Raw genomic sequence first — 15043 nt, forward strand, 5'->3', positions numbered from 1 at the left:
CAGCGGGTGAGGCGGACGCCCTCCATGTGCTTGTCGGCGGTGATGTCCGCGATCCGGCCGACCGCGTGCCGGGCCGCCTCGACGGAGACGACGAACAGCACCGGGATCACCGCGTGCATGCCCACGCCGAGCGGGTCCGGCCAGGCGGCGGCGCCGTTGAAGGCGATCGTCGCGGCCGTGAGCAGCCAGGCCGTCTGGCGGAGCAGCGGGAACGGGATGCGCATCCAGGTCAGCAGCAGATCGAGGGCGAGCAGCACACAGATGCCCGCGTCGACGCCGATCGGGAAGACGTACGAGAAGTTCCCGAAGCCCTTGTGCAGCGCGAGCTCGCGGACCGCGGCGTACGAACCCGCGAAACCGATCCCGGCGATCACCACGGCACCCGCGACCACCACCCCGATCAGAATGCGGTGCGTCCGTGTCAGCTGAGTCGCGGCCACCCGCGTCCCCTCCCCTTGTCAAGCAACTGGCGGGCACAGCCTGGCACATGCGTACGGAGTCCGGCCCACAGGGGAGGGCCGGACTCCGTACGGTCGCGCGGGGATTACTTGTTGTTCGCGGTGGCCACGGCCGCGACGGCTTCCTTGGCGACGGCGGTCGCGCCGTCCTGGACGTCGCCGGCCGCGGGGGCGTCGGCGCCCTCGTAGCCGGTGCCGTTGTAGTCGACGGCGATCACGGCGTTGGCGGTGCGCACCACGACGACGCCGTAGCGGAAGTTCGCGTCGTCCTTCTTCAGGTCGAAGGTGATGGCCGTCGCCTGGTCGCCGAGGCCGGAGACCGGCGACGTCTTCACGTTCTTCGCGTCACCCGTCGACTTGGCCCCCGAGACCGCCCGGTCGAACTGCTTCTGCGCGAGCGAGTCGCCGCTGCCGAGGCCGGGCGTGGAGTCGTAGCGCTTGAAGTCGATGTCGAGCCAGCGGTAGTTCGAGCCGTCGACGCCCTTGTCCTCCAGGCCGTTCCAGGTGCAGCTGGCCTGGGACTGCGGGTCGGAGGTCTTGCCGACCTCGCCCGCCTTCGTCTTCGCCTTGGGCACGTACTTGTCGATCGACTTCGCGCTGATCGACGGGCACGCGTCGGGCAGCTTCGTGAACTTCGCCGGTGCGAGCGAGGGCGAGGAGGAGGCCTGCTTGCCGCCGCCGGCGGACGCCGACGACGACGGCGAGTCCGACTTCTTGTCGCCGCCGCCCGAGCCGGAGGAGCAGCCCACTGCGACGAGCATCACAGGTACGGCGGCACAGGCGAGGACACGGGCGAGCCGGATGCGCGGGGCCGGGGCGTGGGCCTTTTCGGGGGTGGCCGGGGCTGATCGGTGCATGTTTCCTTCGCTCTTCGTCTCTCGCGCTGGCGCGCTATTCGCTGAACTGCTCGACGAGCTTGCCGGCCAGGGCCTGGGCCTGCTCTTGCAGCTCCTTGCTGTCGGGGGCCGCGGCGGTGGCCGTGGCCTGGTCGGTGTATTCGATGGTCACGATGACGTTGGACGTACGGAACACCACAGTGACGGTACGTTGTCCGGCCGCCGAGGCGCCGCCGGTGCCGGACGGGGACGATACGTCGTTCAGGAACGCGGCGTCGCCCAGCCCGCTGAGCCTGCGCGGCTGGAGGCCGTCCTTGTCGGTGCCGTCCGCGGGGCTCGGCGAGGTGGTGGCCGTGCCGCCCGCCGTGCCCGCCGAGGCGGGGGCGCCGGTGGGCGGGCCGGCCATCGTGGAGGGGGCTCCGCCAGACGGGGAGCCGCCGGGGCTCGGGGTGTTGGAGGCGGAGGGCGTGGGCGAGGCGCTCCGCGGGGCGGGCAGGTTCGCCGCCGTCTCCTTCTTCGCGTAGAGCTGCTTGGTCTGGTCGTCGTCGCTGATCGTCGGGTCGTAGGAGACGACCCGTTCGAAATCGACCGTGAGCCTGCGCACACCGTCGGGCGTCTCGTCCTTCCAGCGGCAGCCGACCCTGCGGTCGGTGTCGTAGGTGAGGTCGGCGCTGCCCGCGTACTCCTTCGTGGCGTCCGCCTCGGCGAGGGAGGCCGCGCCCGGCAGCATGTCCTTGAGCACGCCCTTGCTCACGGCCCGGCAGGGCTCGGGAAGGGTGCGGTACTTGCCGGCGGGCGCCGCGGCCGTCTTGGCGTCGCCGGCCTTGGAATCGGTGGCCGAGGCGTCGCCTCCGGAGCCTCCGGAACAGCCGGAGGCGAGCGCCACCAGGAGCGCGAGACCAGGCACGTACGCCTTTCGCTGCACGGTTTCCGGGCTCCTTTCAGCGGGACGGCTGGGGGAAAAGTAGTTGCCGCCCGAGGGCGGTGGCCGGACACAATGTGTATCGCACGTGAACCTGTGAACGCCGGTCCACTGTCCTGGTTGTGGGTTTCGGTGCCTGTTTTTGCCATACGTGCGTTTTCCGGCTTTGGTGCCGTTTTCAGTTTTCGGGGGATCGAGGAATCATGTCGTACGCGGAGCTGCCCGGGGCGCGGGTGCCCATCAGGATGTGGACCGACCCGGCGTCGGTCGACGACGGAGCGATGCAGCAGCTGCGCAATGTCGCCGCGCTGCCCTGGATCAAGGGCCTCGCCGTGATGCCGGACGTGCACTACGGCAAGGGCGCCACGGTCGGCTCGGTCATCGCGATGCACGGCGCGGTGTGCCCGGCCGCGGTGGGTGTCGACATCGGCTGCGGCATGTCCGCGGTGCGGACCTCGCTGACCGCCAACGACCTGCCGGGCGACCTGTCCCGGCTCCGCTCGAAGATCGAGCAGGCCATCCCGGTGGGTCGCGGCATGCATCGCGACCCGGTGGACCCGTCCGGGCTGCACGGCTTCCCCACCTCCGGGTGGGACGGCTTCTGGGAGCGCTTCGGGGGCATCGCGGAGTCGGTGCGGTTCCGCGAGGAGCGGGCCGCCAAGCAGATGGGGACGCTGGGCAGCGGAAACCACTTCGTGGAGTTCTGCCTGGACGAGTCGGGCTCGGTCTGGCTGATGCTGCACTCCGGTTCGCGCAACATCGGCAAGGAGCTGGCGGACTTCCACATCGGCCAGGCGCAGAAGCTGCCGCACAACCAGGGCCTGGTCGACCGCGACCTCGCCGTCTTCGTCGCGGACACCCCGCAGATGGCGGCGTACCGCAACGACCTGTTCTGGGCGCAGGAGTACGCGAAGTACAACCGCGCGATCATGATGGCGCTCTTCCAGGACGTGGTCCGCAAGGAGTTCAAGAAGGCCAGGGCCACGTTCGAGCCGGTCATCTCCTGCCACCACAACTACGTGGCGGAGGAGCGGTACGAGGGGATGGACCTGCTCGTCACCCGCAAGGGGGCGATCCGGGCGGGCTCCGGGGAGTTCGGGATCATCCCCGGCTCGATGGGCACGGGCTCGTACATCGTGAAGGGCCTGGGCAACGAGGCGTCCTTCAACTCGGCCTCGCACGGCGCCGGGCGCAGGATGAGCCGCAGCGCGGCGAAGCGGGCGTTCTCGACGCGGGACCTGGTGGAGCAGACGCGGGGCGTGGAGTGCCGCAAGGACTCGGGGGTCGTGGACGAGATCCCGGGCGCCTACAAGCCGATCGAGAAGGTCATGGACCAGCAGCGCGACCTGGTGGAGGTCGTGGCGAAGCTGAAGCAGGTGGTGTGCGTCAAGGGGTGAGACCGGGCGCATTCGTTGCGGGCCGCGGAGACCGCGGAGACCGCGGGGGGCGTGGGGGTGTGGCGGAGGCGGCGGGGCCCGGCGCGTGCGGCGGGGCTTCGGGCCTCGGCGTGTGCGGCGGGGCTTCGGGCCTCGGCGTGTGCGGCGGGGCTTCGGGCCTCGGCGTGTACGGCGGGGCTTCGGGCCTCGGCGTGTACGGCGAAGGCTTCAGGGCTCCGAACCGGTCGGCTCCGAGGTCTTGGGGGAGCGCGGCCGGGCCGGGGGCGTGAGCCCCCGGCCGCCGCCTCTTCCCGGCCCGCATGCCGGGAAAGCGCCGGAAGGGGCGCGCGGCTGTGCCTTCGGCGAGCCGAGGGCTGCCGGACACTGCGCCCGCACCACGAGGACGTACCGGGGAGGGGTCCGGCTTTGTCCGGGCGGCAGTGGCAGAGGCCGCCCGGTGTCCGCGGGACGCCCGGCAGGGCATCGTCTGCCCATGCCCTGCACTGCCGGTTCTGGCGTACGCGGACAACGCCCTCGTGAAAGCGGACGTCTGGCGATCAGTTCCCGCCCCTCACAGGGCAGTTGATCGTCCTCCTTCAGCATGCAACAAACGCCGCTAGTTTTCCGCTGAAGATTTATCCGCCGAAAAGCGGGATGGGAAAAGATCCGGCCCGTCGCACGGTAAAGACGAGGTCAGGTGGCCGGATGGGCCCCCGCCCGCAGCGACCGCCGTCCCGGGCAGAGCCGGCACCGACCGCCGTGCCGGGCCCCGGCCCCCGCGTCCGGATTGCTTCGGTTCGGCGGCGGCCGGGTTCTCACCGGCCCGCAGGGCGATCCACATCCGGCGGTCGCCTGGCAGTCGCCAGGGGGAGCGAGGATTTCAGCCGCTCCGGCCAGGGCACGTGCGCCCACAATGGAACGTACGCCGACGATGGGATGCGCACCGGTCATCCGGTGCACGCCGAGCACCCGGCCCGGAGCCGATCGCAGAGTCGGGACCGAGGGTCGGGAGCGGCTGTTCCAACCGCGCGGCCGACGGCGTCAGCCGACGGCCGCCCGTAACCGGGGGAGAACCACAGATGGACAAGTCCGCTCTGCGTTCCCTGCTGCGCGAGCGCCGCGCGCTGATCAAACCCGAGAGCCACGGGCTGAGCCGACCGACCCGGCAGGGGCGGCGCGCGCCCGGCCTTTCGCAGGCCCAGATCGACCAGATCCTGCACCGCGCCCCCGACACCTACGGACGCCTGGAGTCCGGCCGCTACCCCAACCCGCCCGCGGACCTGCTCCAGGACGTGGCCCGGCTGCTCGGCATGAACGAGCAGGAGTGGGTGGCGCTGTGGCGCTACTGCCTGGGCCAGGATCCGCCGTTCCCGCTGCACTCGCAGTCCGGCGAGGAGATCCCCGGCGTATGGCAGGAGGCCGTCGACGGCATCGAGCACATGGCGTACGCCACCGACCGCTCCTGGAACCTGCTCGCCCACAACCAGCCCTGGGCCGCGCTGTTCCCCGGCGGCCGGGTGCCGCGGAACACCATGCGGTGGATGACGCTCGACCCGGTGGCCCGCGAGACCCTGACCGACTGGGAGCACGCCTGGGCGCCCCTGGTCCTGCCCCAGCTGCGCGCCGCACTGGCCGCCGACCCGACCGACCAGACGCTGGCGCAGATCGAGAAGGAGGTCCTGGCGGACCCGCTCGCCGCCGGGATCTACAACCGGCCCAGCGGCTACGTCCACCTCGACGGCGACGAACGCCCGCTCAACCACGCGTCCCTCGGCCCCGGCTGGGTGACGATGTGCGCCGCCCAGCCGGTGGCCGCGCCGGGCGCCCGGCTGATCATCCTGGTCTTCCACGCGGGCGAGGAGCGCCGCCACACGCGGGCGCCGATACTGCGGGCGAACCTGCGGTAGGCGTGATGGCGGCGGGTCGTTCGGCACGCGCGGCCGGTTGGTTCGGTACGCGCGGCCGGTTGGTTCGGTACGGGCGGCCGGTTGGTTCGGTACGGGCGGCTGGTCCCGGACGCGTCCGTCCGTCCGCCCGTCCGGCCTGGGCGGTCAGGACTCCCGGTGGACCTTGGTGTTGGAGGCCTGGGCGCGGGGGCGGACCACGAGCAGGTCGATGTTGACGTGGCTGGGCCGGGTGACCGCCCAGGTGATGGTGTCGGCCACGTCGTCGGCGGTGAGCGGCTCGGCCACGCCCGCGTACACCTTGGCCGCCTTCTCGGTGTCGCCGCGGAACCGGGTCGTGGCGAACTCGTCCGTCTTGACCATGCCGGGCGCGATCTCGACGACCCGTACCGGACGGCCCAGGATCTCCAGGCGGAGCGTCTCGGCGAGCACGCGGGCGCCGTTCTTCGCGGCTACGTAGCCGCCGCCGCCCTCGTACGTGGCGTGGCCCGCCGTGGAGGAGAGGATCACGACGGTGCCGTCGCCGGACGCCTCAAGGGCGGGCAGCAGGGCCTGGGTCACGTTGAGCGTGCCGATGACGTTCGTCTCGTACATCTGCCGCCAGTCGTCCGGGTCGCCGGTCGCGACCGGATCGGCACCGAGCGCGCCGCCCGCGTTGTTCACCAGCACCCCGATGGTGCGGAAGGCGGTGGCGAACTCGTCGACGGCGGCCCGGTCGGTCACGTCCAGCGGGTACGCCGTCGCCTGGTGGCCCGCCTCGTTGATCTCGGCGGCCAGCGCCTCGATGCGGTCCTTGCGGCGGGCGGTCAGCACCACGCGGTAGCCGGCGGCGGCGAGCCCGCGGGCGGTGGCGGCACCGATCCCGCTGCTGGCTCCCGTGACGACGGCGATCGGGGTCCCGGCGGCAGTCATGTCGTGCTCCTCGCGCGTGTGGTGAGTACGCGGCCAGGATAGGCGGGCCCGGACGGGTCCGGCCGGGGCGGGGCGGTTCGTCGGGGCGGGGCCCGGTGGGGCAGGGCCCGGTGGGGCGGGTTCGTCGGGCCCGGCCCCGGTGGGGCGGGTTCGCCGGCCCGGTTCCGGTGGGGTGGGCGTCCTCAGCGGCCGCGCGGTGCGTACATGATCACGGCCATTCCGGCCAGGCAGATCAGCGCGCCGGTGACGTCCCAGCGGTCCGGGCGGTAGCCGTCCGCGACCATGCCCCAGGCGATCGACCCCGCCACGAAGACACCGCCGTACGCGGCGAGGATGCGGCCGAACTCGGCGTCCGGCTGGAGCGTGGCCACGAACCCGTAGACGCCGAGCGCCAGCACTCCCGCGCCGATCCACACCCAGCCCCGGTGCTCCCTGACGCCCTGCCAGACGAGCCAGGCACCGCCGATCTCGAAGAGGGCGGCCAGAACGAAGAGGAGGACCGAGCGTGCGACGAGCATGGGATCAGGGTGGCACGGGTCTTACGGGGCGAGCGCTCGGTTCGCGACGGGTGCACGGGGTGGCGCGCGCTCGGTTCACGGCAGGTACTCGGGGTGGCGCGCTGGGGAAATAAGGGGTGAAAGGTACCTTTCGCTCATGTTGGTTCGTGTGATGAACAGATCGGGCGGGTCGAACGGGTCTGTCGGACCGGGCCCGGCCCGGCGCCACGGCGCGAGGGCGGCTCGCCCGGCCGGGGCCCGCGGGATCCTGGCGACCGTAGCCGTCGCGGTACTGGCCGCGGCGACGCTGATCGCCACGGGTACGCCGAGCGGGGCGAGCGGGCCCGGCGACGAGGGCGTGCGCCCGGCGGCGTCGGCCCCCGCCCCCGCTTCGGGCGCGGACAGGGACGGCGCTGCCATGCGTGAGGCGGATGTGGCGTACCACGGGCACGTCTCCCTGTGGGGCGGCCGGGTCGGCGTCTGGCTCACCACCGCCAACCACGGACCGGCGCCGGTCTCCGGGGCCACCGTGCGGCTGCGCTTCTCGGTGCCGCTCGACCCAGCGGCCACCCTGCCGTCCAGCTGTCTGCGCACCGGCGCGGCGACCGTGCAGTGCGGCTCCGGCTCGATGCGGGCGGCGGGCAGCGGCGTACGGATCGCTCTGGATGTGGCGGTCGTCGGCGAGCCGGCCGAGGTCGGCCTCGACATCGACACGGCCTGGAACGGCGGCACGGACGACCGCAACCCGGCGAACAACACGCACCGGGTCCTCGCTCCGGCCACGGGCGACCCGTACAGCTTCTGAACCACCCTGCCGGGTAAGGCAGTTGGGGGTCGGCATGGCCCGATTCGCCGTAACGGCTACGCGTGCCCGGTCCAGCGGTCGAGCGCGGCATGCAGCCCGGCCGGGTCCGGACCCTCGCAGGCCCATGCCACATATCCGTCGGGCCGTACGAGCAGCGTGCTGCCGCGCCCGCTCCGCCAGTGCGCGGCCACCACGCCGCGCGGCGCGACGGCCCGGCCGTCCCGGGGTGTCACCAGGACGAACTCGCCCCGGCGCAGCAGCTCGTAGAGGCGCCCCTCGACGAGGTCCAGGTCGATCGCGCGCTTCCCGGTGAGCGGATGCGAACCGCGCTCCGCCCGGTAGGCGATGTCGAGCCCGCTGATCATCCCCATCGCCTTGTCGGAGACCGGACGCACGAGGTCGAGGACGCGTACGACCAGTGAACGGCCCGCCCGCTGAAGGGGGTTGTGGGCCATGGCGAGCCGCACGAGCGCGCCGCTGCTGCGCAGCACCATCGCGCCGACCGGGTGGCGCTCGGCCTGGTAGCTGTCGAGCAACGCCTCGGTGTCGGCGCCGCGGCCGTGCAGTGCGGCGGCGAGCTTCCAGGAGAGGTTCGCGGCGTCCTGGAGGCCGGTGTTCATGCCCTGGCCGCCCGCGGGGGAGTGGACGTGCGCTGCGTCCCCGGCGAGGAAGACCCGGCCGACCCGGTAGGACGGGGTCTGGCGTTCGTCGCTGTGGAAGCGGGAGATCCAACGGGCGTCGTGCATCCCGTAGTCGGTGCCGAAGGCCTCGCCGGCGATGGCGCGCAGCTCGTCGAGGTCCACGGGCTCGGTGTCGGGGACCTGGCGCTTGCGGTTCCATCCCATGACCCGGTAGTAGCCGTCGCCGAACGGGGCGACGAGGGCGAACGAGTCGCCCGAGCCGCTGAGTTGGAGCATGACGTCCGGTTCCTTGTCGAGCCGTACGTCCGCGAGGACGATCGAGCGGATCACGGCCGCGCCGGGGAACGGCAGCCCGAGCGCCTCGCGGACGCCGCTGTGCACGCCGTCGGCGCCGACGAGATAGCGGGCCCGGATCGCGACGCGCCGCTCGCCGCCACCGCTCCCGCCACCGTTCCCGGCACCGCTGCGGTGGCCGTCGGCAGCACGCTCGTACCGCTCGGCCAGCTCGGCGGTAACCCCTCCACCACCCTGACGAAGGCTCAACAACCGCGCGCCATAACGGAATTGCACACCTTCGGCCACGGCGCGCCGTTCCAGGAGCTGCTCCACTTCGTACTGCGGGCTGATGAGCAGGAACGGGAAGCGCGAGCGCAGCCGGGTCATGTCGAGGGTGACGTGCCCGAACATGTCCATCTGCTCGATCGGCGTACCCCGCTTGATCAACTCCTCGGCCAGGCCGCGCGCGTCGAGCGCCTCCAGGGTGCGGGCGTGGACGCCGAAGGCGCGCGTCATGTTGCTGATGCCGTGCGGCCGGCGCTCGACGAGGGTGACCCGCAGCCCCGCGGCGGCGAGGTCGCCGGCGAGGAGCAGCCCGGTAGGACCGGCACCGACGACGACCACGTCAGCGATGTCAGCGACATCGACGGTGCCAGTGACGTCAGCGGTGTCGGTGTCGGTGGCGTCAGTGGCGGAGGCGGTGCGAGGGGTGTCGGCGGTTAAGGGCCGCTGGGGACGGGGTGCGCGATGGGATCCGTACGGCGCCGCGGGCTCTGCGGCCTCCGCGGGGCCGGTGCTGCTGGGCGGGTTGGTGGGGCTGATGGGGCTGGTGGAGCCGGACGCGTACGGGGTGTCGTTCATGGCTGCCTCCTCGGATGCCAGTGCGTACTGGTCAACGGGCGTAGGCCAACGGTTGTTGGTCAACACCTGTTGGCAAATGTAGAACCGTCGGAACTGGCATGTCAACAACTGTTGGCCTACAGTCGTTGGCATGACGACCGAAGCCCCCGCCGGAGGACCGCGCCGCACCTCCGGAGCCACCAAGGCCGCGATCCTCGACGCCGCCCGCGAGCGTTTCGCGGCGGACGGCTACGAGCGCGCGACCATCCGGGCCATCGCCCGGGACGCGGGGATCGACCCGTCGATGGTCATGCGGTACTACGGCAACAAGGAGGGCCTGTTCGCGGCGGCCTCCGAGATCGACCTGCGCATTCCACGGCCGGAGACGCTGCCGGCCGTGGGGATGGGGGCGGCGCTCGTCGAGCATTTCCTGGACCGCTGGGAGAACGACGACGTACTGACCGCCCTGCTGCGCGTCGGCGTCACGAACGCGGCCGGGGCGGAGCGGGTGCGGGCGGTGTTCACGGGGCAGATGGTCCCGGTCGTCGCGGGCATCTGCCCGGACCCGGAGGACGCCCCGCGCCGGGCGGCGCTGGTCTCCTCACAGATCCTGGGCATGGCGATAGCCCGCTATGTGCTGCGCTTCCCGCCGGCGGTCACGATGTCCCGCGAGGACATCGTGGACTGGCTGGGGCCGACGGTTCAGCGGTACCTAACGGCAGAGCGGCCTTAGCGTCCGGCTTGCCAGGTACCCCCAACCCCCTCCCGCCCGAGGGCCGCGCGCGGCCTGCTCCGCGGTTCCCTGCGGCCCGGCCCTGGGTCCGCTGACGCCGCGGGCCGTGCGTGGTTGCTCGCGCAGTTCCTCGCGCCCCTGGCCTTGTTTTTGTCTGCGGGGCGTGGGGGCTGTTTGCGCAGTTCCCCGCGCCCCTAACCCTCTGTCGGCCCCACACCGTGCGTGGTTGCTCGCGCAGTTCCCCGCGCCCCCAACCCCGTTTTCGTCCGCGGACCGTGGTCGCTTCTCGCGCAGTTCCCCGCGCCCCTAAAAGACTCGGTGCTGGCCCGCATGGGCATTCCCAGCCCGTCCGGCGTTTGAGGACGAGCGCCGTTCAGGCGCGACGGGGGTGCAGGGGGCGGAGCCCCCTGCGGGGGTTCGAGGGGCGCAGCCCCTCAGGGGGTCTGGGGCGCAGCCCCAGGGCCCGAGCCCTTCAACCCCGCCGCACGGGCGGGCGGGTGGGCGAACCCCCAGGGGGTGGCTTGAGGGGGCCGAGCCCCATAAGTGGGGCAGACTCTGCTTCGTACACTTTCTGCATGGCACAGAAGACCCGCCCAACCCCGCCCACCCGAGCCACCCTGCTCCACGACCTGGGCGCGGTATCCCGCCGCTACATGGCCTCGTACGCCCTGTTCAACCAGGCACTCGCCGACCACCTGGGGCTGCACCCCACAGACGTCCAGTGCCTGAACCTCCTCGGCCTGGAACCGGGCCCCGTCACCACGGGACGGATCGCCGAACTGACCGGACTCACCACCGGCTCCGCGACCCGCCTCGTCGACCGCCTGGAGAAGGCCGGCTATGTGACCCGGCACCGCGACACCGAGGACCGTAGGAAGGTCCTGGTCGAGGTGGTGCCCAAGCGGATGGCCGAGTTCGGCAAGGTGTGGAGCAGGCTCAACGGAGCCTGGTGGGAGCTGTTCGACGGGTACGAGGACGAGGAGATCGCGTTCATCGCCACCCACATGCGCCGCACCGTAGACCTCAGCACCGCGCAGGTCGCACGCCTCCGCAGCGGCCAGCTCTAGGCCCCCTACGCCGGCCCGACGTGCTCGGCCGGGCGCCCGCCGCTCCCCGCCGCCGAGCCGAATTCCCGTACCGCCGAGTCCACGATCGCCTCAAGCGCGGCGTGGTGCGCGCCACGCCAGTACACCCGCTCACAGGAGCCGCACTCGGCGAAGACCTCGTACGTGCTGCGAGTCCCGTGTTCCAGCCGGTCGCCCACCGACTCCTTGTCGGCCTCCCGCAGCGGTGCGTTGCACGCGGTGCACCGTGTCCAGGGCGCGAGCGCGGGTCTGAACCGGCTGAGTACGTCCCGGAGTTGCTCCTCCGTGCGGTGGCTGTAGATGTACGCCCCCGCCCACAGCTCCCTGCGGTGCAACAGCCCTCGGTCCCGCGACAGCATGACGCGCCGCTCCCGCGCGGAGAGCGCCGCGAGCGCCGGGTCCCCGATGTCCTCGCTCTCGTACGCCGCGTCGACGCCGAGCAGCCTCAACCGCCGTGCCAGCGTGCCGAGATGGACGTCGAGCAAGAAGCGCAGCGGGGCGCCCGGCACCTCCTGGGGGCGGTCGACGGCACGTACCTCGACGGTCTCGCCCGCCACCGGAACGTGGGAGACCGGCACCGCGCGGCCGTCCGCGAGCAGCCGGCCGACCTCGGTGAGCGGGACGCCCAGGGACTCGACGGCATGGCCCAGCGTGGACACGCCGTCGGTCACGACGCTGCTGGCGCCGTCGCGCCGCTTCGCCGGAACGAAGAGCCGCAGCTCGGGGGCGAAGTCGATATGGATCTCCGGTCCGTTCACGCCGTCAGGATGGCATTGCGCCGGCGCTGCGGGCCAGGGATTTCGGGGGCGCGCCGGGATGCCTCCGGGGGCGGACAGGGCGACGGGGGCAGAGGCGCAGGCGAAGCCGACGCGAGCAACGCGAATGCGGACGCCACCGCGAACAGCGCGAACGCGGACGCGGACGCGGACGCGAGCAACGCGAACGCGGACGCCACCGCGGCTGCCGCTAAGGCCGGAAGGCGTCCGCGTGTTCACGGGCCCAGGATTCAAAGGTGCGGGCCGGATGGCCGGTCAACTCCTGTACGGCGTCGGTGACGGCGTCGGGCTGCCCGTTGTGCGAGGCGAAGTAGTCGAGCAGCGCCTCCGCGATCGCGGGCGGCATGAAGTCGGCCGTCGACGCCTGCCACGCCTCGGCAGTCACGGCGTTGACGACGAGCGGACGCCCGGCCGCCTCGGCGAGAATCGCCACCTGCTCGGTGACGCTCAGGGAGGCCGGCCCGGTGAGGTGGTAGGCGCGGCCGCGCAGTTCGGGCCGGGTGAGGACGGCGACCGCGGCGTCCGCGATGTCCGCCTCGTGGATGACGGCGGACTGGGCGCCGGGGAACGGATGGTCCACAGCGCCGGTCGCATTGACCGCCCAGGCCCAGCCGAGGGCGTTGCCCGCGAAGCCGCCGGGCCGGAGGACGGTCGAGGGGATGCCGGAGTGCTCCAGGCCACGCTCGACCGCGCTGTGCATCGCGGCGATGGCATTGGTGTCGGTGCCGGGCTCGATGACGGAACTGGACGAGAGCAGCACGACGTGCCGCACCCCCGCGGACTCCGCCTCGGCGAGGAACGCCTCGATGTGCTTCGGGCTGGCGTACAGGAAGACCGACTCGACGCCCGCCAGCGCGGCCGGGAACGTCGCCGGGTCGTCGAGGTCGCAGACGGCACGCTGCACACCGTCCGGAAGCGCCAGCTTGTCGGGACTCGCGGAAGCCGCACGCACGTCGAGCCCGCGCTCACGCAGCAGCGGGACGAGGGCTGTGGCGACCTTGCCGCGGCTGCCGGTGATCAGAATCGTCATCGTGGAAATACCCCTTGGGCAAAGGAAGTTGGGACCATTGAGGCGGCGCCGGCGGGAGCTGACGTCGGTGACCGTCGGACCGATCAACCTGCACCTCACTAACCTGCACCCCGTTAGCCTGCATCAAACATAATCTGCGCCGCGCAGATAAATAAATATCCTCGACCAGGTCACGGCCGTCAAGCGCATATCGGCAGGGCGCCCGAGGGTGCAGGGAGTCCCGAGGGTGCAGGGAGTCCCGAGGGTGCAGGCGGGGGCGTACGGGGCGGCGAGGGGCGGGCCCTCTACCCTTCCGGCATGAAGATCATCGACCTTGAGCCGGGCGACCCGCGTCTGACGGACGACCTGCTGCCGGTACTCAGCGAACTCCGACCGCATCTCACGGAGGAGCTCTTCGCCGAGATCTACGGGGAAGGGCACGCCCAGGGGCTGCGCTTCACCGCCGCGTACGGCGACGACGGGGCCTGCGTCGGCGCCGCCGGGTGGCGGATCATCGCCAACACCGGCTTCGTCCGCAAGCTGTACGTCGACGACCTGGTCACCGCCGCCACCGCCCGCTCCACCGGCGTGGGCCACGCCCTCCTCGCGCACCTGGAGGCCCACGCGAGGGCGGCGGGTTGCACCTCCCTGAACCTCGACTCCGCCACCCACCGGACCGACGCGCACCGCTTCTACTTCCGCGAGCGCATGGCGGTGACGGCCTTCAACTTCGACAAGCCGCTGGACTGAGCCCACGGGGCCGAGCCCGCTGGACCCGCAGTGCCGGTTCGCCCATGGCCCAGGCCGTGGAAGACCGGGACTGGACCTCTCAAAATCCCGGGGCAGGGAGGAAGCTCGGCCACCACGGGGGCACGCCGCCGGGACATGAAGGCGCGGCGGAGCCCTCCCAAAAGATCGAGATGGCGCACCAGACAACACCGAGCAGCGTCACCGCCAGGGCAAGGGCGTGGAGCAGGGGACGGCGGCGGTCCCCAAGGAGGGTGCCCGCCGCAGCCCAGAGCAGCAGCAAGACCGTCCAAGCGCCCGGAATGAACAGCCACACCAGGAAAAAGCTGTTGGCTGCGTTGTTCACCCCCACGTCACAGGCAGCCCACGACCTGCCCAGCAGCGTGGCAGCGGACACCGCGAGAACCAGCGCCACCGACGCCCCGAGAAATCCGTGCAGCCGTCGAGTCCCCACAGCAGCCTCCTTGTTCGCCGTCCACCGCGGGAAGCATGCAGGAAACACCTGATCCGCGCACCTGATCCGCCCACCTGATCCGCACTGCTCGTCCCTGCCGCAACCACCCGGGCCGTCAGCGCCGGCCACGAGCCGCTGAACAGCGCCCAGCCCTCCTGCGGCTAGCCCTCCAGACCGGTCCACCAGTCGTTGGAGCGGATCGTCGTGCCCGGCGGATACTCGAACTCGACCTCGCCGGCGCACACGAAGCCGGCCTTGCGGCAGGTGGCGTTGGAGGCGGTGTGGTCCACGGACGGATAGGCGTGCAGGGTGCGCCGGCCGCCCGCGGCGCGGGCCTGCGCCACAACCGCCCGGAGCGCCGCGACGGCCAGACCGCGGCCTCGGAACTCGGGAAGGATGCCGTACCCCGTCTCGTACACCGGCTCGCCCTGCCATATTCGCGGCCAGTACCCGACCGATCCGACGGCCTCGCCCGTCCCGTCGAGGACGACCTTGAACATCCGCCCCTCGGCTGCGGGGCGAGCGCTCATCGCCGTGTACTTGGCGTGCCGGGACAGCACCTTCTCCTCGGACTCCGGGCCGCCGAGGTGCTCGGTCATCTCCGGCTCGTTCTTCCTGCGGAGCAGGGCGAGATCGCCGTCCGACCAGGGCAGCAGCCGGATACGCGGGGGAACTTCACGGGCTGTGTCGCTCATGTCCAGAACTGTAGGCGCCGGGTCTGACAACGGCCCCCGATCAGGGGCGGAGGGGCCAGGGACGGCCAGGGACGGCC

General features: G+C 71.9%; 15 protein-coding genes and 1 pseudogene. 6 read left to right on the plus strand and 10 right to left on the minus strand.

All coding sequences use genetic code 11. From position 1 onward, the window contains the following. From CG740_RS41175 to CG740_RS31520, 3 genes and pseudogenes are all read right to left on the minus strand, one after another. Nucleotides 1-440, minus strand: a pseudogene (locus tag CG740_RS41175) (DUF2637 domain-containing protein); the annotation flags it as partial. A 104-nt stretch (nt 441-544) separates the two neighbouring features. After that, a complete protein-coding gene (locus CG740_RS31515; protein ID WP_100578708.1) occupies nt 545-1315 on the minus strand; it encodes a DUF3558 domain-containing protein in 771 nt (256 codons plus the stop codon). Nucleotides 1316-1349: 34 nt separating this feature from the next. Continuing rightward, complete coding sequence (locus CG740_RS31520; RefSeq protein WP_100578709.1) at nt 1350-2219, minus strand: hypothetical protein; 870 nt, start codon at nt 2217-2219, stop codon at nt 1350-1352. A 200-nt stretch (nt 2220-2419) separates the two neighbouring features. On the opposite strand from CG740_RS31520, the gene CG740_RS31525 reads away from it, so the two are divergent. Next, a complete protein-coding gene (locus CG740_RS31525; RefSeq protein ID WP_100578710.1) occupies nt 2420-3613 on the plus strand; it encodes an RtcB family protein in 1194 nt (397 codons plus the stop codon). Between the two features lie 1058 nt (nt 3614-4671). Beyond that, nucleotides 4672-5499, plus strand: a complete 828-nt coding sequence (locus CG740_RS31530; protein WP_100578711.1) for an MmyB family transcriptional regulator — start codon at nt 4672-4674, stop codon at nt 5497-5499. Between the two features lie 144 nt (nt 5500-5643). Here the strand turns inward: CG740_RS31530 and CG740_RS31535 are convergent, their stop codons facing one another. Both CG740_RS31535 and CG740_RS31540 read right to left on the minus strand, forming a co-directional pair. After that, entirely contained in the window at nt 5644-6408 is a 765-nt protein-coding gene (locus CG740_RS31535; protein ID WP_100578712.1) for an SDR family NAD(P)-dependent oxidoreductase, read from the minus strand. Nucleotides 6409-6590: 182 nt separating this feature from the next. Continuing rightward, on the minus strand, nt 6591-6926 hold the full coding sequence (locus CG740_RS31540) for a YnfA family protein (protein WP_100578713.1): 336 nt from the start codon (nt 6924-6926) through the stop codon (nt 6591-6593). A gap of 136 nt (nt 6927-7062) precedes the next feature. On the opposite strand from CG740_RS31540, the gene CG740_RS31545 reads away from it, so the two are divergent. Continuing rightward, nucleotides 7063-7710 carry a hypothetical protein gene (locus CG740_RS31545; RefSeq protein WP_234376589.1) on the plus strand — a complete coding sequence of 216 codons (648 nt, stop codon included), beginning with the start codon at nt 7063-7065 and terminating at the stop codon, nt 7708-7710. A 56-nt stretch (nt 7711-7766) separates the two neighbouring features. Here the strand turns inward: CG740_RS31545 and CG740_RS31550 are convergent, their stop codons facing one another. Next, nucleotides 7767-9488 (minus strand): FAD-dependent oxidoreductase, encoded by a 1722-nt coding sequence (locus tag CG740_RS31550; RefSeq protein ID WP_100578714.1) that lies wholly within the window; start codon nt 9486-9488, stop codon nt 7767-7769. A 130-nt stretch (nt 9489-9618) separates the two neighbouring features. Here CG740_RS31550 and CG740_RS31555 point away from each other — a divergent pair, with 130 nt between their 5' ends. Both CG740_RS31555 and CG740_RS31560 read left to right on the plus strand, forming a co-directional pair. Continuing rightward, nucleotides 9619-10200 carry a TetR/AcrR family transcriptional regulator gene (locus CG740_RS31555; RefSeq protein WP_100578715.1) on the plus strand — a complete coding sequence of 194 codons (582 nt, stop codon included), beginning with the start codon at nt 9619-9621 and terminating at the stop codon, nt 10198-10200. A 575-nt stretch (nt 10201-10775) separates the two neighbouring features. Next, nucleotides 10776-11267: a MarR family winged helix-turn-helix transcriptional regulator gene (locus tag CG740_RS31560; protein WP_100578716.1), complete on the plus strand. Its 492-nt coding sequence runs from the start codon at nt 10776-10778 to the stop codon at nt 11265-11267. A gap of 5 nt (nt 11268-11272) precedes the next feature. Here the strand turns inward: CG740_RS31560 and CG740_RS31565 are convergent, their stop codons facing one another. Together CG740_RS31565 and CG740_RS31570 are read right to left on the minus strand one after the other, a co-directional pair. Further along, nucleotides 11273-12043: a Mut7-C RNAse domain-containing protein gene (locus tag CG740_RS31565; RefSeq protein ID WP_100578717.1), complete on the minus strand. Its 771-nt coding sequence runs from the start codon at nt 12041-12043 to the stop codon at nt 11273-11275. 208 nt (nt 12044-12251) lie between these two features. Next, nucleotides 12252-13091: an NAD(P)H-binding protein gene (locus tag CG740_RS31570; RefSeq protein WP_100578718.1), complete on the minus strand. Its 840-nt coding sequence runs from the start codon at nt 13089-13091 to the stop codon at nt 12252-12254. Nucleotides 13092-13388: 297 nt separating this feature from the next. Between CG740_RS31570 and CG740_RS31575 the strand changes: the two genes are divergently transcribed. Continuing rightward, nucleotides 13389-13820: a GNAT family N-acetyltransferase gene (locus tag CG740_RS31575; RefSeq protein ID WP_100578719.1), complete on the plus strand. Its 432-nt coding sequence runs from the start codon at nt 13389-13391 to the stop codon at nt 13818-13820. A gap of 79 nt (nt 13821-13899) precedes the next feature. Here the strand turns inward: CG740_RS31575 and CG740_RS31580 are convergent, their stop codons facing one another. Together CG740_RS31580 and CG740_RS31585 are read right to left on the minus strand one after the other, a co-directional pair. Then, the gene (locus tag CG740_RS31580) at nt 13900-14271 is read right to left on the minus strand and encodes a hypothetical protein (RefSeq protein ID WP_234376590.1); all 372 of its coding nucleotides are present in this window, start codon (nt 14269-14271) and stop codon (nt 13900-13902) included. A 161-nt stretch (nt 14272-14432) separates the two neighbouring features. Beyond that, complete coding sequence (locus tag CG740_RS31585; protein ID WP_100578720.1) at nt 14433-14966, minus strand: GNAT family N-acetyltransferase; 534 nt, start codon at nt 14964-14966, stop codon at nt 14433-14435. Nucleotides 14967-15043 lie beyond the last annotated feature (77 nt).

This window comes from Streptomyces sp. CB01201 (genome assembly GCF_002803085.1).
GTDB classification, from domain to species: Bacteria; Actinomycetota; Actinomycetes; order Streptomycetales; family Streptomycetaceae; genus Streptomyces; species Streptomyces hundungensis.

Coding starts and splice junctions, on each gene's coding strand:
- CG740_RS31515 (WP_100578708.1), bottom strand. CDS start 1,315: ATGCACCGATCAGCCCCGGCCACCCCCGAAAAGGCCCACGCCCCGGCC.
- CG740_RS31525 (WP_100578710.1), top strand. CDS start 2,420: ATGTCGTACGCGGAGCTGCCCGGGGCGCGGGTGCCCATCAGGATGTGG.
- CG740_RS31530 (WP_100578711.1), top strand. CDS start 4,672: ATGGACAAGTCCGCTCTGCGTTCCCTGCTGCGCGAGCGCCGCGCGCTG.
- CG740_RS31535 (WP_100578712.1), bottom strand. CDS start 6,408: ATGACTGCCGCCGGGACCCCGATCGCCGTCGTCACGGGAGCCAGCAGC.
- CG740_RS31540 (WP_100578713.1), bottom strand. CDS start 6,926: ATGCTCGTCGCACGCTCGGTCCTCCTCTTCGTTCTGGCCGCCCTCTTC.
- CG740_RS31545 (WP_234376589.1), top strand. CDS start 7,063: ATGTTGGTTCGTGTGATGAACAGATCGGGCGGGTCGAACGGGTCTGTC.
- CG740_RS31550 (WP_100578714.1), bottom strand. CDS start 9,488: ATGAACGACACCCCGTACGCGTCCGGCTCCACCAGCCCCATCAGCCCC.
- CG740_RS31555 (WP_100578715.1), top strand. CDS start 9,619: ATGACGACCGAAGCCCCCGCCGGAGGACCGCGCCGCACCTCCGGAGCC.
- CG740_RS31560 (WP_100578716.1), top strand. CDS start 10,776: ATGGCACAGAAGACCCGCCCAACCCCGCCCACCCGAGCCACCCTGCTC.
- CG740_RS31570 (WP_100578718.1), bottom strand. CDS start 13,091: ATGACGATTCTGATCACCGGCAGCCGCGGCAAGGTCGCCACAGCCCTC.
- CG740_RS31575 (WP_100578719.1), top strand. CDS start 13,389: ATGAAGATCATCGACCTTGAGCCGGGCGACCCGCGTCTGACGGACGAC.
- CG740_RS31585 (WP_100578720.1), bottom strand. CDS start 14,966: ATGAGCGACACAGCCCGTGAAGTTCCCCCGCGTATCCGGCTGCTGCCC.